General features: G+C 60.5%; 20 protein-coding genes. 1 reads left to right on the forward strand and 19 read right to left on the reverse strand.

Annotation, left to right across the window (positions count from 1 at the left end):
* Positions 1–4: 4 nt before the first annotated feature.
* Genes LOZ77_RS01980 through LOZ77_RS01995 form a run of 4 tightly spaced genes read right to left on the reverse strand, consistent with a single transcriptional unit; the run spans position 5 to position 4,451 of the window.
* Entirely contained in the window at positions 5–838 is an 834-nt protein-coding gene (locus LOZ77_RS01980; protein WP_230280542.1) for an SDR family NAD(P)-dependent oxidoreductase, read from the reverse strand.
* Positions 835–3,198, reverse strand: a complete 2,364-nt coding sequence (locus LOZ77_RS01985) for a membrane-bound PQQ-dependent dehydrogenase, glucose/quinate/shikimate family (protein ID WP_230280543.1) — start codon at positions 3,196–3,198, stop codon at positions 835–837. The genes LOZ77_RS01980 and LOZ77_RS01985 overlap by 4 nt, the downstream gene beginning before the upstream one ends.
* Before the next feature lie 27 nt (positions 3,199–3,225).
* Positions 3,226–4,002 (reverse strand): hypothetical protein, encoded by a 777-nt coding sequence (locus LOZ77_RS01990; protein WP_230280544.1) that lies wholly within the window; start codon positions 4,000–4,002, stop codon positions 3,226–3,228.
* Positions 3,999–4,451, reverse strand: coding sequence for a nuclear transport factor 2 family protein (locus LOZ77_RS01995; protein WP_230280545.1), 453 nt, complete (start codon positions 4,449–4,451; stop codon positions 3,999–4,001). Before LOZ77_RS01995 ends, LOZ77_RS01990 begins: the two co-directional genes overlap by 4 nt.
* A gap of 193 nt (positions 4,452–4,644) precedes the next feature.
* On the opposite strand from LOZ77_RS01995, the gene LOZ77_RS02000 reads away from it, so the two are divergent.
* A complete protein-coding gene (locus LOZ77_RS02000; protein ID WP_230280546.1) occupies positions 4,645–5,175 on the forward strand; it encodes an ester cyclase in 531 nt (176 codons plus the stop codon).
* A gap of 101 nt (positions 5,176–5,276) precedes the next feature.
* Here the strand turns inward: LOZ77_RS02000 and LOZ77_RS02005 are convergent.
* The 15 genes from LOZ77_RS02005 to LOZ77_RS02075 form a co-directional block, all read right to left on the reverse strand.
* Positions 5,277–6,337 (reverse strand): IS630 family transposase gene (locus tag LOZ77_RS02005; RefSeq protein ID WP_230279791.1). Its coding sequence is split into 2 segments (ribosomal slippage): positions 5,277–5,845 and positions 5,845–6,337, totalling 1,062 coding nucleotides; the frame shifts between segments, so codons are not numbered across the junction.
* 87 nt (positions 6,338–6,424) lie between these two features.
* A complete protein-coding gene (locus LOZ77_RS02010; protein WP_230280547.1) occupies positions 6,425–7,177 on the reverse strand; it encodes an SDR family NAD(P)-dependent oxidoreductase in 753 nt (250 codons plus the stop codon).
* Complete coding sequence (locus tag LOZ77_RS02015; RefSeq protein WP_230280548.1) at positions 7,174–8,022, reverse strand: alpha/beta fold hydrolase; 849 nt, start codon at positions 8,020–8,022, stop codon at positions 7,174–7,176. Before LOZ77_RS02015 ends, LOZ77_RS02010 begins: the two co-directional genes overlap by 4 nt.
* A 1-nt stretch (position 8,023) precedes the next feature.
* On the reverse strand, positions 8,024–8,572 hold the full coding sequence (locus tag LOZ77_RS02020; RefSeq protein WP_230280549.1) for a VOC family protein: 549 nt from the start codon (positions 8,570–8,572) through the stop codon (positions 8,024–8,026).
* Positions 8,573–8,588: 16 nt separating this feature from the next.
* Positions 8,589–8,990 (reverse strand): MaoC family dehydratase, encoded by a 402-nt coding sequence (locus tag LOZ77_RS02025; RefSeq protein WP_230280550.1) that lies wholly within the window; start codon positions 8,988–8,990, stop codon positions 8,589–8,591.
* Entirely contained in the window at positions 8,987–9,439 is a 453-nt protein-coding gene (locus LOZ77_RS02030; protein WP_230280551.1) for a hypothetical protein, read from the reverse strand. The genes LOZ77_RS02025 and LOZ77_RS02030 overlap by 4 nt, the downstream gene beginning before the upstream one ends.
* Positions 9,440–9,451: 12 nt before the next feature.
* A complete protein-coding gene (locus LOZ77_RS02035) occupies positions 9,452–10,615 on the reverse strand; it encodes an acyl-CoA dehydrogenase family protein (RefSeq protein ID WP_230280552.1) in 1,164 nt (387 codons plus the stop codon).
* Between the two features lie 50 nt (positions 10,616–10,665).
* Entirely contained in the window at positions 10,666–11,430 is a 765-nt protein-coding gene (locus tag LOZ77_RS02040) for an SDR family oxidoreductase (protein ID WP_230281951.1), read from the reverse strand.
* Complete coding sequence (locus LOZ77_RS02045; protein WP_230280553.1) at positions 11,430–12,155, reverse strand: alpha/beta fold hydrolase; 726 nt, start codon at positions 12,153–12,155, stop codon at positions 11,430–11,432. Before LOZ77_RS02045 ends, LOZ77_RS02040 begins: the two co-directional genes overlap by 1 nt.
* On the reverse strand, positions 12,155–13,096 hold the full coding sequence (locus LOZ77_RS02050) for a VOC family protein (protein WP_230280554.1): 942 nt from the start codon (positions 13,094–13,096) through the stop codon (positions 12,155–12,157). Before LOZ77_RS02050 ends, LOZ77_RS02045 begins: the two co-directional genes overlap by 1 nt.
* A gap of 30 nt (positions 13,097–13,126) precedes the next feature.
* The gene (locus LOZ77_RS02055; RefSeq protein WP_230280555.1) at positions 13,127–13,966 is read right to left on the reverse strand and encodes a fumarylacetoacetate hydrolase family protein; all 840 of its coding nucleotides are present in this window, start codon (positions 13,964–13,966) and stop codon (positions 13,127–13,129) included.
* Positions 13,967–13,986: 20 nt separating this feature from the next.
* Positions 13,987–14,760 carry an SDR family NAD(P)-dependent oxidoreductase gene (locus LOZ77_RS02060; protein ID WP_230280556.1) on the reverse strand — a complete coding sequence of 258 codons (774 nt, stop codon included), beginning with the start codon at positions 14,758–14,760 and terminating at the stop codon, positions 13,987–13,989.
* Between the two features lie 10 nt (positions 14,761–14,770).
* Entirely contained in the window at positions 14,771–16,477 is a 1,707-nt protein-coding gene (locus LOZ77_RS02065) for a class I adenylate-forming enzyme family protein (RefSeq protein WP_230280557.1), read from the reverse strand.
* A 64-nt stretch (positions 16,478–16,541) separates the two neighbouring features.
* On the reverse strand, positions 16,542–17,321 hold the full coding sequence (locus LOZ77_RS02070; RefSeq protein WP_230280558.1) for an SDR family oxidoreductase: 780 nt from the start codon (positions 17,319–17,321) through the stop codon (positions 16,542–16,544).
* Positions 17,318–18,319 (reverse strand): zinc-binding dehydrogenase, encoded by a 1,002-nt coding sequence (locus LOZ77_RS02075; protein ID WP_230280559.1) that lies wholly within the window; start codon positions 18,317–18,319, stop codon positions 17,318–17,320. The genes LOZ77_RS02070 and LOZ77_RS02075 overlap by 4 nt, the downstream gene beginning before the upstream one ends.
* Between the last annotated feature and the right edge of the window lie 99 nt (positions 18,320–18,418).

Genomic DNA, 18,418 nt, shown 5'->3' on the forward strand with positions numbered 1-18,418 from the left:
CCTGCTATCCGCCAACGCGGGTAAAGGGCATCTGCGGCGCTCCCATCGTTTCGCGATAGGAAATCGGCTGCTTCCCGTCGAGATCGCTGACTCCGTAACGCGCGCCCATTTCGGCCCCGATCAGCGCCTGCCCGGTGAAGGACATTATCCTGGGGTCGGCGTACAGGGCTTGCAGTACGCGCGCGGCGAATTCGGGCGTCTCCCATTGGGGAAGGCTTTCGCGCATGTCGGGGGGCAGCATGTCGGCAGGCATGGCTTTCACGGCATCGGTCAGGATGAAGCCCGGCCAATAGGAGATCGCGGCCACGCCATGGGGGGCAAGGTCGACCGCCATGTCGGCCATCATCTTGTCCGTCCCGGCCTTGGCCGCGCCATAGGCGGCCCCGTGGAAATAGGACACCGCGCCATAAAACGAGATGCTGGCGATCAGGCCCTTGCCCGCCTTGGCCATCATCGGTGCAGCATGCCACGAAGAGACATAGTTGGAGCGCAGGCCGACATCGATCATGTCGACAAGGTGCAGCGGCTTTTCCCAGAACGGTCCGGGCGCGATCAGGTCCATCGCATGCACCGCCGCGGCATTGTTCACCAATATGTCGATCCGGCCCGCTTCGTCCTCGATCCGCGCGAAGGCTCTAGCGACCGATTCGTCGTCCGCATGGTCGCAGGCGATCGCGATCGGTTTGCCGCCGCGTTCCGCAATTTCATCGGACACCGCCGCCAGATCCGCCTCGTTCCGGCCCGTCACCACCACGGTAGCGCCATCGGCTCCGAACTCGCGGGCGATACCCCGGCCAAGGCCCCTTGTTGCTCCGGTAACGACCGCGACAATGCTCATTTTTTCTCCCCCTGTACCCGAGTGCCCTGCGGCAACGCATAGGCGATCAGCTCGTTGCTATATCCCGACAATATGCCGCCATGTCCGCCGGCGGCGATCACAACGAATTGCCGACCGGACCGGTCGGACCAGTAGGTCATGGGCGTGGCATTGCCGCCGGCCGGTAGTCGTCCATGCCAAAGCTCCTTGCCCGACCGAAGTTCATAGGCGCGGATCATGTGTTCCTGCGTGGCACCGATGAAGGCCAGTCCGCTGCCCGTGACCACGCCGCCGCCGATATTGGGCACGCCCATCGGAATCGGTATGCCAAGCGGCATCATCAGCGGGCCGCTATCGCGCGCCGTGCCGAACGGCTTTTGCCAAAGCAGCTTGCCCGAAACGAGATCGACAGCACTGACGAGCCCGTAGGGCGGCTCTGTACAGGGCGCGACGAGCGGGGACAGGAACGGTGCAACGGCGGCCGCATAGGGAGTCCCGGTCTGTGCCACCGGCCCTGCAACGTTCTCGTAACTTGGGACCGCCACGGGCTTCAGTCCGATCCTGTCGGCTTCGTCGCGCGCTATCAGACGGTTGTAGTTCAGGACATGCGACGAATTCACGAATGCGATGCCCTGTACCGGATCGACCGCGATGCTGCCCCAGTTGTTGCCGCCCAGAGAGCCCGGCCAGATAATCGACGCGCGGTCGGTCTCAATCGGAGTCATGTGCCCGTCGAAACGCGCCTGCCGGAACTTCAGGCGGCACCAGACCTGGTCCACCATCGCCATGCCCCACATGCTGCGCTCGCTTGGCCGCGGTCCTTCGAAACTGGGCAGGCCGACCGAGAATGGCTGTGTGTGCGCTCCGCGATCGCCTTCTGCCTTCGAAGGCGTCACCGGCAATTCGGCAACCTCGGTGATGGGCTCTCCCGTGCGGCGATCGAGCATGAAAAGCTCGCCCCGCTTCGTCGGTTGCAGCAGGGCAGGGCGGCCGTCGGGCAGGTCGAACAGGACAGGCTGCGATCCGACGTCGTAATCCCAGATATCGTGATGGGCCGTCTGGAAATGCCATCGCGGCCGACCAGTTTCAGCATCCAGCGCAACGACGCTGGTCGAGTATCTCTCCATTTCCGGCGTGCGGTGCAGCCCCGTATAATCCGGGGTGGCATTGCCCATCGGTACATAGACCATGCCCAGCTCTTCATCGGCGCTCATCACGCTCCAGCTGTTGGGCGTACCTGGGGTATAGGTCTCGCCCGGCGCAGGCTCGCCCATCCGGTCGGGGGCGCCCATATCCCATGCCCATGCCAGCTTTCCGGTGATGGCATCATAGGCGCGGATCACGCCTGAAGGCTCGCCAACCATCTGGCCGTCGGTGACCCAACCGCCGATCACCAGCTTCCCCGAAACGAGCGTGGGCGGTGAGGAAACGTGGTAATAGCCCGGCGGGGCCTTGCTCATGCCGCGTAAAAGATCGACTTCACCTTCTTTGCCAAAATCGGTGCAGGGCTGCCCTGTCTGCGCGTCGAGGGCGATCAGGCGGCTGTCAATAGTCGCGGTGTAGATCCGCGCGGCACAGCTTACGCCGGCTGCCGCATCGGGCGCCGCGAAGTAAGTGACGCCCCTGCATGTCTGGCCGAAAACCCCGGTCGCGTCGGCATGGGCTTCAAAGCGCCAGATCTGCTTACCGCTTTCGGGATCGAGGGCGATGACGTCATTATAGCCGGTGCAGACATACAGCCGATCGTCGACCATCAGCGGGGTTGCCTGAAAAGGCGCGGGCTGACCGTTCGGTTCTCGCCCGGTCGAATAGCGCCACACCTCTTGCAGCGCACCGACATTGGCAGGGGTGATCTGGTCAAGGGGCGAAAAGCGGCGTCCTGCCTGCAAATTCCCGTAATGATGCCATTCGCCGTCGCGCGCAGATGCGGGCGCTCCGGCCAGACCGGCAAGATCGGTGCCGCCGGTGATACGGTCGTTCCAGAAAGTCCACGAAAGCCCCGCAACCAGACCCAGAAGCGCCACGCCCAACAGTCCGCCGCTGATCCGCGTGACGGGGACGACGCCCAGCGATCGCCGCACCCATGGGGTAAGCAGCCAGATGCCGATGACCGTAAGCAAGCCCATCCGGCCCAGCAGTGGCCAGAAGGCGAAGCCCGCTTCCCAAACCGACCATGCCAGCGAAAGGGTCCATATGGCGGCATAGACATAAAGCGCTCTTGCCGATTGACGCCAAAGCAATCCGGCGACGGCAATGAATGCCAGACCGCCAGCCACATAATATGGCGAACCGCCCGCCAGCAGAAGTTGTGCGCCGATCCAGATCAGACTGATGCCCAGAAGGAGCACCAGTATTGCCAGTAAACGATTCAACCAGGTCACTTCGTTGCAATCTCACTTTTATGCGGATCAGGGCACAAGTGCACTGGGGCCACCGAACGCCATGCGTGCGATCACGGCGGGGGCGATATTGATCGCAAGAAAGGTTGCCTGAAACAGTAAGATCATACCCCACAGCCGCGTCCATTCCCGGTCAAAGCCGGCGGGCCTGGCCGCTGCGCCGAGGCGAACCTCGTGCGCCATGAACCCTTGTGTATCGCGATCGGCAAGCATCCCGACGAACCAGCCAGCCCACAGGCCAATGAGCAGAGGGAAAACAAGCGGCAACCGTCCCTGTTCGCTTTCCAGCGCCGGACCGACCACCGAATCATACGTCCACCAGCCGTTGGCGACCGAACTGCCCTCGACATAGATCTGATAGGCAAGGAAAAGCGGAAACGCGGTCATGAACGATAGCGCATAGACCGACCGCGCAGGGAATTTCCGCTTGAGGAACAGCACGAGCGAGGTCAGCAATGGTATCGAGACGGCAAACCACCATCCCCAGCTGAACGGCATGAACAGCGGCTTCACTGGCGTCGTATAGGCCATCTCGCCCCAGAAGGGCAGGCGCGCAAAGTCGGGGTTCCAAGCGACATAGGCGCCCCAGTCACCGAAAAATTCCTGCCAGAAGCCGCTTGAGGCTGCGATCAGCATCAAGCCGAAAAGCGGGATGCGGCGGTTCTTCACCGTAAGGGCCGTGGCCGCCAGAAGCAGCGCACTCCACAGATAGATGCTGCCGGTTTCCATCACCCATGGATTGACTGGGTCGCCCATCGTCTGCGCGGCGAGCGCTTCGGGGCTCATCGCGCCATCGCCTTGATGTGCTCGGGCAGATTGTGGTTATAGCATTTCTTTTCGTAGAGGCCGGAAATGCGCCAGCCGTTCTGGGTGCGGCGGAACTGGTGGATGTACCACAGGCCGAAGAAGATTGTCTGGGGCTGCCCATCATCGCCGGGAACGACCATCGGGTTTGTGCAGACCGACCGCGTTTCGCAGCGATCACCGTCAAAGCTGTATTGCGTGGTCGAAACCGCATGCTGCGACATCGGCACGGACCCAAGACTGGCTGCGAGGAACGACTTGATATCGGCCAGCGAACCTTTGACGCCGACCATTTCGCTATAGTCGATTACGGCATCATCGGTGAAATAGCCGTCAAGGGCATCGAAGTCCTTGTTGTCCACGGCATAGCAATATCCCACCATCAGGTCCTGAATCTCGAACCTGTCCGACATTTCTTCGATCGAAAGCACGGCAGTCTCCCTTCTGTCCGCTTATGCCACATGAATGTGCGGGTAATCGCCGGTCTGTTCCTGCCGATTGGTAGGTTGCAGACCGCAGCATGGAATTGAAAAGGGCCGCGATCGACGGCCGCATCCCTCTTCGGGCCTGGTCAGACGTATCCCTACGCTGCAAGATCGCAGCTCGACATAATGGAGAGTTTTTATGGCTGGACGGATCCCGCCCTTCACACTGGATGATTTCAAGCTTTCGCCCGAAAAGCGTGCCGAGATTTGCGAAGGCCTGACCGAACGTCAAACGTTCATGGTCAACCAGTGGATGAACCTGCACGACAAGCTGAACGTAGGCGACTGGTCCGGATTCGACGAGTTCATGGACAAGGACAAGATGACCTACGACAATCCGAACCGGCCCGATCTGGGGACGTTCGAAGAGTGGAACAGCTCGCCCCGCGCGCTTTTCACTACGTTCCCGCCGTCGGTCTACCGCACGCTCAAGGCATGGGGCCGTGGCGACGACGAGATTTGCGTCCTGTGCCACCACCACGGCAAGCACACGGGCGGCCCCTACATGGGTGTTCAGCCGACGGGCAATCAGCTCGACGTGCTCTGGTTCAGCTGGATCAAGTTCAACGGCGACAAGATCGTGCACATCTATTCCATCTCGGACGTGCTTTCGATGCTGATCGACCTTGAAGTGATCGAGGCTCCGCAGCCGGTCGATCCCTACAAGTAAGGCAGCGCCAGTCATGACGCGAAAGGGGGGCAATTCTGCCCCCCTTTTTTCGCGTCATAGCGCGACCGGCCGCGTCGCTGGGTTATACCAAGGCGCGCTGATCAGAACCCATGAGCCCATTGTCGCATTCCAATGGACATGATGCGCCACGGCTGATCGACGAGCTTGTTCCATGCGAAGCAGCAGTGGTCGACGATATCGTCGTAGGATTTGAAGATGCGGTTCGACAGCCAGTTGTCGCGCATGAACTGCCACAGGTTCTCGACCGGGTTCAGTTCAGGGCATCGTGGCGGCAGCGGCATCAGCGTGATGTTGGGCGGAACGATCAGTTCGGCCGATCCGTGCCATCCAGCCTGGTCGAGGATCAGTACGGCGTGGGCGCCCGGCGCGATATGGAAGGCGATTTCCTCCAGATGCATACTCATCGCTTCGCTGTTGCACCGGGGCATGACGATGCCGGCAGCCTTGCCTTCAGCGGGACAGATCGCGCCGAAGAGCCAGGCTGAAGAGCGCCGCTGATCTTTGGGCGCCGACGGTCTCGTGCCGCGCTTCGCCCAGCGCCGCGTGAGCTTGGTCTGCTGACCGATACGGGCTTCATCCTGCCACCATAGCTCTACAGGCGTTCCTTGCGGGAGGCTGCATCTGATTTGCGCCAGGCGGGCAGCGAACTCTTTTTAAAAATGGCAATGTCTTCACGCTTCTGGCCGCGATGGCGGGGTCGGGCCGAGAGCTTGCGATAACCCATCGCACGCAGTTCGCGCCCAAGAGTGTGGCGCGTGACCGACAGTTCGAATTCGTCCCAGACCCACTGCGCCAGATCACACAGCCGCCAACGCACTACGCCATGCGACGCGGGGATCGGGCCCGCCTCGACGATCTCGGCCAGCCGGGCGCGCTGATCGTCATTCAAGATCGAAGCCCGCCCCGGAGCCTTGCGAGTGGCAAGACCGTCGGGGCCACCCTCGTTGAAGCGCAGAACCCAGTCGCGCACGATCTGCAGCGTCACGCCGGCAATCTTCGCCGCTTCGCTGCGGCTCCCGCCGTCAAGAACCAGCGCAATGGCCAATAGGCGCCGGACCTGATCGGCATCATCGCATCGTCGCGCAAGCCCTCGCAAATCCGTCGAAGTGTAGTCAGATCTAATCTCAATCGCTGCCGCCATCGCAAGCCTCCTGTGCTTGCCATGGTGAATCAGAAAATCATCAACTTGGGAATCCCCGGCGTGAGTCAGCCTCAGCGCGCCTTGGTATTAGAGGCTGAAACCGCCATCCACGATGATCGTCTGGCCAGTAATATACGACGCCCGGTCCGAGGCGAGGAAGCGAACCGCTTCAGCCACGTCCTCACCGTTGCCAAAGCGGCGCAGGGCGATCGTCTTCTTCTGCTGTTCCCAGATTTCAGGCGTGTAGAGCCTCTTGACGAATTCTGCGCCAAGGCCGGCGTCGATGATTCCGGGCGCCACCATATTGGCGCGGATACCAAACTTGCCTTCTTCCTTGGCGATTGCGCGGCCCAGCGCTTCCATGCCTGCCTTGGGAACCGAAGATAGCGCATCGCCGGGCGGGAAGGTGTAGTTTGCGACCGACACAACGATCACGAAATTACCGCTTCCTTGCTGGCGGAACACGGGCAGTGCTGCTGCAACGACGCGCATCAGGCCGAGCAATTCGGTCTCGATCACCTCGCGCCACTGGGGTTCCTCAATCCGGCTGACGAAAGGCTGTTCGATGGCGACACCCGATGCGAATACCACCGCATCGATCCGCCCGAAACGATCATTCGCCGCCGCGATAGCGGAACTCACGGATGCAGGCTCCGTCAGGTCGCACGGCACCGGCCAGCCCTCGCAGGATTTCGGCAATTGATTGGCAATCTCTTCGGCGATGGTTCTATTCGACCGGTAGGAAAGCGCAATTCCACCGAAATCTTGAGCAAGCGCGCGCGCGCAAGCCCGGCCGAGGCCACCGGTCGAGCCGATGACGAATGCCGTCCTGCCACTCATCCGGCGGCATCATCAGAATAGCGGTCCAGCCTTTCAAGTAGTTTTGCGGCAAACTCGTCATTCCGATCTGCGGTGAACATATGGCCCGCGCCCTTGGCGGTCAGGACTTCAAGTTGGGGAGCGAGCGTCTGGAATCGCGCCGTATTCGCATCATTGACTAGATGGCTCCTTTCTGCACGGACCATTACGATAGGCGACGTAACCCGCGATGCAGCCGCAACAACCGCCTCGTTCTCACTTGGGGGGTGAATGAATTCCTCCTTGCCAGAGGCAGGATCCCAATGCCAGTGCCATCGACCTGACGGATCTTGCCGCATTGAACGGACTAACCGCGATGCATCTCGGATGCGCGGTTGGTCCAGATGGTGAGCCAAAGCATCTGCCGCCGCTTCGAGACAGGGATAGCCATGCGCTCCTTCGGCAAAGAAGCGGCGGATTCCATTGATTGCATGGTCCGGCATGTCTGGCGCTACGTCGGCCAGCATGATCAGTCGCACCCTGTCGGGATGGCGCGATCCGGCAATTAGGGACGCTTGGCCACCACGCGAAGCTCCAACAAGGGTTACACGATGGTCGAACTGTGAAAGCAGGCATTCGATATCGCGGGCAAATGCATCAATATGATAGTTGCGGTCTGGTGCCCAATCGCTTTCGCCATGGCCACGGAGGTCGAAGGCTATGCCGTAGTACCCGGCTTTGCTCACTTTTAAGGCAGAGCCTCGCCATGCGTTACGACTTTGGCCTCCGCCATGGAAGAAGAAGACGGGTGGAGCCTGCGGGTCGCCAAAGGCTTCACCCGCAAGCTTCAGTCCGTCTCCTCGAAATCGGACTGTCTTGCCGTGCATGTTAAACCGATATGGGCACGGTTTCGGCGTGGCTCGGGTGTTCACCAGGTCCCTTGTAGGCAAACTTGCCAGGAGCATGGTGCCACTTGCCATCATCGCGGCTTTCGTACGGAGATGCCACTTCAATCAGGCAGCCATGGGTGCTTTTGGGACCGACCCAACTCCACTTCTGCCAAGTCATGTCAGGATCGTTGAACGTCTCACCATCGCCCGGAAGATGCAGCCCTTCAGCCTTCATTTTTTCCATGGCGGCGGGGACGTCATCGGTGCTGAAGCACAAGTGATGGACATGCTCACCAACTTTGTCGAGCCGCTTGCCGAGCGGCGTTCCGGGGGTGGGCTGGATGAACTGAATCTCGGTTGAGTATTCGTTGACGAAGGTTGCCCACTTCATGCCGGAATCTTCGCCACTTGAAAATTCATCATATTTCACAATTGGCTTTTCAAGCGATTGCGGGTCGAGAACGCGAAGGATCTTGGTCCAGTCCTCGATCGCCTGATCGAGATCGCGAACCAGCATGCATACATGGGCAAAGGGACCGCTGGGCATAGTTGTTCTCCTTGGATTATATCAAAATCGTGGCGGTGCCGGCATTGACTGTGCCGCGCCCGTCCACATCGAGCTTCAGATCGCAAGTTACGCGGTTCCCCTCGACGGCGGTAACTTCGCCTGAAGCAAAGACGCGGTCGCCTTCGTAGACATTGTCGAGAAATCGCGAATCCATCGTCTCGATCCGGCAACCGGGAAAGGCCGTCATCAGCATGTTCATCATATAGGCAACGTTGATCGGACCCTGATTGATCCGCTTGTCGCCAAGCCCTTTTGCCTTCACCACCTTTACATCGAGGTGGATCGGGTTTGGGTCGGCCAGGAACACGGACCAATCGCGCATGGCGTCCGGACTTACCGATTCGATCACGAAGGGGGGAATCGTGTATCCCGTCTTAATGTCTTCTGAAACGCTCATGCGGCAAGCTCTTTGCGCGGCAGGACCCAGACATTGTCCGTTTCCAGTACGGCATCGCCACCTGCGGCCGGATGCAGGCGAAGGCGATAGGTGAGGACGTCCATCACCCCCAGCTTGCGGCTTTTCTTGCGCACGAGGCTGAGGATTTCGCCGGTGACCCGGTAATCCTGCCCGACCATGAGCTGCCCTGCAAAGCGCACGCCGGAGGAGCCCATCATCGGGCCGTCCTCCACGTCGAATTCGCAAGTTTCGCACACGCCGGCCACGGTCTTGCCCATGGCGACCTGCGTGGCGATGTAATAATAGATTGGATGCGCGCTGCCGTCAGGCAAGGGCTGCACGCCGGTTGACCGGCACAGCGCCGCATTCTCGTCCATGCTGATCGAGAATATTGCTGTGCCATCTAGCGAAGTGCCGGCGACATCGGGAGCGGGGGGGAACTCTTCCATCTAAGCCCTCCTTCAGAATGACCGGGGCAGGCCGAGGTTTTCTGCGATCGAATTGCGCACCATCTCATTGGAAATTGGCGTCATGCGCAAAATGCGGTGGTCGCGCCAGTAACGTTGCATGTCGGTTTCGGCCGAATAGCCCATGCCGCCCATGATCTGGATCCCCATATCGGCGGCTTTTACCGCGTTTTCGGTGGCGACCATCTTCAGCATGTTCGCCTCGTTCCCGCAGGGCATGCCATTGGCTTGCATCCATGCGACATTGAATAGCAGCAGTTCGGTCAATTTCTGCGACGTGGCGATATCCGCGACATAATGCTGCAGGATCTGGAAGCGACCGATTACGCCACCAAAAGCCTTGCGCTGCATCATATATTCCAGCGCGTCTTCCAGCACGCCGTCGATCGCGCCCAGACATTGCGCGCCGACCATGATGCGCTCATTATTCAGGCTGGGCAGCATCGCGCTCCACGCCTTGCCGGGTTCGCCCAGAACATCCTCATCGGGGACGAACACATCTTCGTAATGCACCTCGCAGCTTCCCATGGCACGCATGCCAAGCTTGGGAAGCAGGTTGGTTGTGATGCCCGGCGATTTGGCGTCCACGAACAGCGCGATCAGACCGTGATGTTTCTTTTCCGCATTGCGGTCGCTTCGGGCCAGTACGAGCAGGCGGTCGGCGACCTTGGCGCCGGTGGTCCACATCTTTGCGCCGTTAAGCTTCCAGCCCCCGTCGACCTTGTCGGCAAAGGTCTTCATTGCACCGAGCACGTCGGTGCCGCCATCGGGTTCGGTCATCGAAAGCGACACGCGCAGATTGCCTGCTGCCATTTCGGGCAACCAGCGCTGCTTCTGCTCTTCGCTACCGGCGATCGCAACGGAATGGGCGCCCCCGAACGATGTAAGGCCCCAGACCCACAACAGGCCGCCAGCGGTGCGGGCCATTTCGCGCGCGAAGATCATCTGCATGACCACGTCGCCGCCAAGACCGCCATATTCTTCCGGAATGCCGACGCCGAAGAAACCCTGTTCTTTCAGCTTGTCCCATACCTCGAAGGGATAGTTTGCCTCATCCGCTTCAAGCTTACGCATGAGGTCCTTGGGCAGCTCGGCATCGACCCAACGCCTTACGACATCGCGGAATGCGATCTGTTCTTCAGTGAGATTGAAATCCATACTGGCCTCGTGCTTTCGGATGCTGTGTTTGGAACCTATCGAACGATGGGCTAGATCGACAGCCCGCCTTCGACCGGCAGGACCGAACCGGTGACATAGGAGCCTGCAGGGGATGCCAGGAAAATAGCCGCGCCGGCCATGTCCTCGGCCATTCCCGTCCGCCCGCGCGGGACCATGGATTCGACCATCTTGCGCATTGCATCGTCGGTGATCACGGTCATGTCGCTCTCAAAGAAGCCGGGCGCGATGGCATTGACGGTGATATTGTCCGATGCGAGATTTTTGGCCAGAGACTTGGTGAGCCAGTGTATTGCACCCTTCGATGCCTGATAGGCATAGACCTCGCGCGGACCGACCTTGAGCGCGCCGACCGACCCGATATTGATCACGCTGGCCGGTCGTTGTGCGCTGCCCCCCGCGCGCAGCAGCGGCAACAGCTTCTGCAACAGGAAGAATGGGCTCTTCAGGTTGAGGTCGAGGACGCCGTCCCAATCGGATTCCGTAAATTCGTCGATCGCGGCGTCGGACAGAGTGCCTGCGTTGTTGACGAGCACATGCAGAGCTTTCTCGCGGCCCGAAAGCTCCGCTACCAGCGCCTTGATGCCGTCGATGGTCGAGATATCGGCAGCGATGCCGATGACGTCGCCGGGGATATTCCCTGCCACGGCAGCGACCTTTTCGGCATTGCGGGCACAGATATAGACCCGCGCACCGGCCGCGGCGAGCCCTTCGGCGATCATCCGGCCGATACCGGCGCTGCCGCCGGTGACCAGTGCGACACGGCCCTTTATCGAAAACAACGTGGTGGCATCGATCATGCCACGATCTCCAGCATCATGTCGGCAAGCCCTTCGGGATCGCCTACGTTGAAAGCATGGTCGCCCGGATGCTTGTGCATCGTCCAGCCCAGCTTTTCGGCCCGTTCGTGCATCATGCCCATGATGGTGTGTTCGGCAGCGATATAATCCACCGGATGGGTGATCGATTCCGCGCCGACGGGAATGACGCAGCTGGTGGCGCGCATTGGCTGGTCGGACAGGTGGTCCAGCAGCCATTTCTCGCGGTCGCGATCCATCATGTGCGGATGGTCCTTGGCCATCGCGCGCTGTTGTTCATGCACGCCCGACCCGATCGGGCCCTCTCCGCCATCCAGCATGGCATCCAGTCCGGCGGCTTCCTCTTCACTCGCGAAACCCATCATCGATGCGATGCGTTCACCCGCATGGGGGACGATCGCGTCGAGATAGATGACGCGCCGAACGCGGTCGCCCGCCTGCGCCAACACGCCCGGCGCGACGGTGCCGGCATAGGAATGTGCAACCAGGATCACGTCCGACAGATCTTCATACTTCAAGACGTTCACAATGTCGGTCACATGGACCGCATTGCCGACGTCGCGACCGATCAGATGTTCCCGTTCGCCAAATCCGGTGAAGGTGGGGGTGAACACCGTGTGCCCCTTGGACTCAAGCGCCTCACGCATGAATTTCCACGTCCAGCCGCCCATGCCGCCGCCGTGCATCAGAAGAAAAACAGCCATTATTCGGGCGCTCCGGGTTCAAGGTTGAGGACGAGTTCGGGGGGCACGTCAGGGCCCCACAGGTAAAAGCTGTCATCCGGCGAGTGCTGGGCCGCAGGCCATTCGCAGTCTGCCGGGATGAAATCGATATCGGCCGAAAATTCGGCATAGCTGCCCCACGGGTCGCGGGCGTAATAGAAGTAATTGCCGCCAAGAACGTGGCGGCCCACACCCCAGCCTTCCTTGTAACCGGCGCGCATCATCTGCGCCGATCCAAGGCCCACTTCCTGGAACGAACCGACATCCCAGCTGCTGTGGTGCATGCCGCGATGCGTTGATCCGACCAGCGCAAGCAGGTGATGATCGCTGCCATGCGGGCCGTGCAGGAACGCGACAACCGGGCCGCTGCCGTCGGACAGGCGCAGGCCGAGATTTTCCTCGTACCATTGGGTCGCCGCCATCACGTCGGTGGTGAAGATCGCAAAATGGGAGAGATTGCGCGGCTTGGTCTTGGGCGCTTTGGAATTGAAGATGGCACCCGACTCGCCAGCGGCAGACGAAATCGTCTGAAACTGCGTCTTGGCATCGGGCGAACATTTTTCGGCGACCGCGAGTTGAATCGGCATGTCGTCGAAGCCAAGGATCCAAGTACCGCAGTTAGGCGCCTTTGCGGGCGCTTCGATGCGCTTCACGCCGTTCTCATCCAACCGGGCGAGCAGCGGCGCTTCGTCTTCTTCGTACACCCCGAAGCTGATGTAGCGCAGCTGCTTCACTGGACCTTCCACGATCCGCGCCCAGCACTGGTCGTGGCCAAAGGTATAGAGTTCCAACCCGGCATCGGTCTCGCGCACGTCAAGCCCGAATGCGGTGTAGAAGTCCTTTGCCACAGCCAGATCGGGCACCTGGAGGCCGAAATGGTCGATCGAATGCACGCCAAGCGCGCCTGCACGTTTATGTGCCATGTTTCTCTCCCATAACAGTCGAGCTTCAGCTCATTCTGCGACGACAGGATTACTCAGCAATCCGATGCCCTCAATTTCCACTTCGCAAATGTCTCCGTCCTTCATCCAGACCTTTGGATTGCGTGCCACTCCAACACCGCCGGGGGTGCCCATCACAAGCACATCGCCTGCTTCGAGGGTCATGAATGTGGAAAGCAATTCGATCGTGCTGGCAACGGTGAAGATCAGATTGCCGGTGTTGGACGATTGCATGACATTGCCATTCAACCGGCATTCGATCTTCAGTCCCGAAGCGCCTGCCGGGACTTCATCGGGCGTGACCAGCCACGGGCCAAAAGCGCCGGTGTCGTCAAAGTTCTTGCCCGCGGTCCATTGCGGCGTTCGCAGCTGGTAATCACGTAAGGAGGCATCGTTGAAAACCGAGTATCCGGCCACGTGATCGAGGGCATTTGCCTCGGAAATGTTTTTTCCTCCCTTGGCCAGGACAACCGCCAGTTCGGCCTCCCAGTCAAGCTGGCTGGAGATTTTCGGTAGGATAATGGGCGCGCCATGACCTATAAGGCTGGATGGGAAGCGGCTAAACAGGACGGGAAAATCAGGAATGTCAAAGCCAGATTCTTCCGCGTGGTCGCGATAGTTCAGGCCCATGCAGACGATCTTCGAAGGTCGTGTGACCGGGGGAAGGAAGGTCAGCGAAGCCTCATCGACGACCTCGCCACCTGCCGCGACCTTGCCGGCAGATGCCAGTGCTCCCTCGAAGATCTTTGCGTCAAGGTCGGCTAGGCCACTGTCCCAGACAACTCTGATTTCACCATTAATGCTCGCGGCGAGGCCGATCTGGCCTCCCTTGGTTACCCGTGCAATGCGCATTTCAATCTCCTATCGTGAATTTAGTTGCTGGCTCTCTGGCCGGTTCCGCCACCCGTGGCAGGCATAAGGTTATTGCTCATTCCGCCATCGACCAGAATATCGATGCCGGAGATGTGACTGGCTTGCGGTCCCAGCAGGAAGATGATCGCATTCGCCACGTCGTCGGCCATCCCCAGCTTGCCAAGCGGGATCATCGATTCGCGCTGGGCCCTGCGCTGCGGGTCGTCATAACCGGCCTGCGTCATCGGCGTGTAGGTAGGACCCGGCGAAACGGTGTTGCAGCGAATGCCATCCGGCCCCCATTCAAGCGCGCATTGCCGCATCAGCATCAGCAGCGCCGCCTTGCTCGACGAATAAAAGCCGAGTCCCGGGGTCGGCTGCGTCGCCGACATGGAGGCGGTGGCGACAAAGGCCCCGCGGGAACGGGCGAGATAGGGATAAGCCGCCTGGCCCAGCAGCCATGTGGCGCGCGTGTTGATCGCGAACACGCGATCGAACTGCTCGATCGTCTGATCGACCAGCGGCGCGCCGGAGATAATGCCCGCATTGCTGACGACCCCGTCGATTCCGCCCATGAAAGCGGCGGCAGCGGCGATGATGTCCTTTCCACAGTCGGGAGAAGAGAGATCGGAGGCAAAAGCGCGTGCCGCAGGTCCAATGGTGGCGGCCACGGCCTTGACGCCGTCGCCGTCCCTGTCGGTCAGCAGCATCTGGTGCGCTTCATCCTGCCTCGCCAGCAGTTCCGCAACGGCCTTGCCAATGCCGCTGGCTGCCCCAGTAATCACGACTTGCATCACAAATTCCTCATTCGCTGATCCCGAGTTCTTCCATCAGCCTCTGCCGCAGCTTGAACTTCTGGATCTTGGATGCCGACATGGGCCATTCGTCTACATAGCGGATGTGGCGGGGAACCTTGAAGGATGCGATCCTTTCCTTGGCAAAGGCGATCAGCTCGGCTTCGCTTGGCCGGAAACCGTTCGCCAGCTTGACGAAGGCGGCAGGCACCTCGGCCAGTCTCTGGTCGGGGATGCCGATGACCTGCGAAAGTTCCACAGCCTCGTGCGATTCCAGAACGGTCTCGACTTCGGCGGCTGCGACGTTTTCCCCGCCCACCTTCAGCATGTCCTTGAACCGGCCATGGAAACGCATGTGGCGGTTGCAGTCGAGCGAACCGATATCCCCGCTGTGATACCAGCCATCGGCATCAATGGCCTCGGCCGTCTTGACCGGATCGCGGTGATAGCCGTCAAGCATGTTGTAGCCCTTGATAAGGACTTCGCCCCGCTCTCCCGAGGGCAGATCCTTGCCGGTTTCGGTGTCGACGATGCGAACGGAAATCCCCTTGAGTGGATAGCCCAAAGTCTCAAAGCCCAGTTCGGGATCCATGTCATAGCCGCCTGTGCTGACAATCCCGCTGGCCTCTGACATGCCGAACGTGCCGACCTGAAGCGCATTCGGCATTTTTTCGCGATAGGCATCGCCGATCGCCTTGGGCATCTGGCTGAAACAGCTGTTCATCAGGCGCACGCTGCCCATGTCGGTCCTGTCCCAATCGGGATGTGCGATCATCGACTGGTGAAATGTGACGAACGGCAGGAAGATCATCGTCGCCTTTTCAGCCTCGATCTGGCGCAGGCTTTCGCCCGGATCGAAATGGGGCTGGCCGATGAATGTGCCGCCCACCTCTATCGCGCCCAGCATCGCCAGCATGGCCGCGATATGGAACAGGGGCATGGGCGACCAGACACGCTCGTCATCCTGAAAAGCCCACCGGTTACGCGCAAGATTGCTGGCTTCGCGGCAGATCGCTTCATTCGATAGCAGGCAGCCCTTCGGGTTTGCGGAGGTCCCTGAGGTATAAAGGACCATGCATGTATCGCGCAGCCGGACCGAAAGCCGTGCTTCGTGAACGGCTTCCTCCTCAACGGTGGCTGCTGCGGCATCGAAGGCGGACTGGTCGATAAAGCCTGCTGCCTGCTTCCCTCCGTTCAGGATAAGGCGGCGCAATCGCGGGGCCTGCGCAATGTCGAGCGCCATGGGGTCGGCACATTGGCCAATTTCCGGAAAAGCCTCTGTCAGGCGGGTCGTGAAATCGACGAAATCATCGGCCTCGCTATTCGTTATGACAGCGCACAGTTCGGCATTCTCGACGACATAGGCGATTTCGGGAGCGCGATAGCGAGCATTCATGAGGACCGATACGCCGCCCACCATGGAGACGGCGAACAGGGTTTCTACGAAGTCTATACCGGATGGCAGCAGGATGCCGACATGGTCGCCCTGCTTGATGCCAAGGCCAAGCAGCCCGCGGGCCCGATGCAGTACCGATTGCACGACATCGTCATAGCTGCGCCGTCCCGACGGGAAGACGAGCGCTTCCTTGTCGGGATGTGCGTCCCATGACTTTAGCAACATGTCGGCAAGCGGACTTACACTGACCCGAATACTGGACGCATCTTCGCCGTTAGCGGACACGCAGGCCTCCTCCATTTTCTGGCTTACTTCGCGCATCTCTGTCCCGCCTCAAGGCACTCGCGTGCCCTTCCTAAGGATAGGCCTCCACACATTGCGCAAACTAACCGCAACCGGCGACGCCGCCGTCGACAGGCAGGGCGACACCGGTGATATAGGCGCCCGCACGCGACGCCAGGAACACGACCGATCCGGCAATCTCGTCCGGCCGTCCCAGTCGGGCCATCGGAATTTGCGACAACACCGCAGGGTCCACTTCGTCATCGTCGCGCAGATGTGCCGTCATTTTCGTGGGGAAGAAGCCGGGCACCAGCGCATTGACGTTGATATTGCGGGCCGCCAGATCGCCGGCCAGATCGCGGCTCAACATATGAATGGCCGCCTTGCTGGCCGAATAGGAATAGGCGCTGAGGCGTGCCGTCTTCAGCCCCGCGATGGAGCCTATGTTTATTACCCTTGCCGGATCGTCGGGAGTCCCGGCGGCTTCCAGCGCACCAAGCAATTCGCGGACCAGCGTAAAGGGCGCCTGCACATTGACCATCATCACGCCCGGCCATGCCTGGTCGGGATAATCGTCGATCGGGCCGCCCCACGTCTTGCCGGCATTATTGACAAGAATGTGGAGCTTGTCGCCGCAAGCGGTGCGCAGCCGCGCGGCAAGGTCTACCGCAGCTTCGGGGCTGGAAAGATCGCAGGGCAGGGGGATGCAGTTCCCGAGCGACGACATTTCCATTGCTGCCGCGTTGCAGACGTCTTCCTTCCGCGACGTGATCGCGACCGTGGCGCCTGCCTTCAGCAGACCCTCGGCAATCATGCGTCCAAGGCCTTGCGCGCCGCCGGTGACCAACGCGACTTTTCCGCTCAGATCGAAAAGCCCGGTCATACGGTAATCGCCACCTTGCCGAACTTGTGATCTTTTTCGAGGTAGGCCAAAGCCTTGTCAGCTTCGGCCAACGAAAACGTCTTCTCGATCACGGGCCGGATGTTATGCTTGTCGATGAATTCCAGCATGTTGCGGAAGTCTTCGGGATCGCCGACCTGGCTGCCGACAATGCTGGCGCTCTTCAGGAAAACGCCGGTTGCAGTAATCTCGAACTTGTCGCCTGCCGTCGATCCATAGATGACGATGCGGGCGCCCGGTTTTATGGCGCGGATGTAATTGGCATAGCTTGGTCCGGGCGCGCCATCGAGCACGACGTCGATGCCGCCGGTCATCGGGCCGACCTTCTTGCGCCATTCGGGATCGGTGTAGAGCAGGCCGTCGGTCGCGCCCATGCTCTTGGCGCGTTCGATGACTTCTTCGCTTTCGCCCGTGACATAGACCTTGCAGCCAAGCGCCACCGCATAGGCGAGACCAAAGGTCGCTACGCCGCCGCCGACGCCGCTGATCAGGACGGTGTCGGTCGGCTGGAGCTGCCCCTTGAACATCAGCGCGCGCCATGCCGTCAGGCCGGTCAGAATCGATGCGGCGGCCTCTTCCCAGCTCATGCCCGCGGGCTTGGGGGCCAGATTTTCGGCCGGAACGCAGACATATTCAGCGATGGTGCCGGGGAGCGGCATGCCCAGAAGTCCGAATTCGGCCTGCGGGGCATGACGGTTTGGTCCCCAATCGCGGCCGGGATACAACACGACTTCGTCGCCAATTTCTACGCCAGTGACGCCTTCGCCGATCATATCGACGACGCCGGCTCCATCGCAGCCCATCGTGCAAGGTGTGACCATCCCGGGGTACAGCCCGCGCGAGATCCACATTTCCCGGTGGTTCATCGACGCCGCCTTGATCGCGACCCGCACTTGTCCGGCAACAGGTTCCGGCGTGTCGACATCCGCTACGCGAACGGCTTCTGGACCATCCGTGGATTCGAGCAATAGAGCTTTCATAGGTCGGAAATCCTCTTTCTATAATCAATTATTGGCGCGGATGGCCAAAGAGCGGCAGCGCCATTTCTGACCGTTACGGTGGTAATGGATGCGACCGGG

It is taken from the genome of Croceicoccus sp. Ery15 (assembly GCF_020985305.1).
GTDB lineage: Bacteria > Pseudomonadota > Alphaproteobacteria > Sphingomonadales > Sphingomonadaceae > Croceicoccus.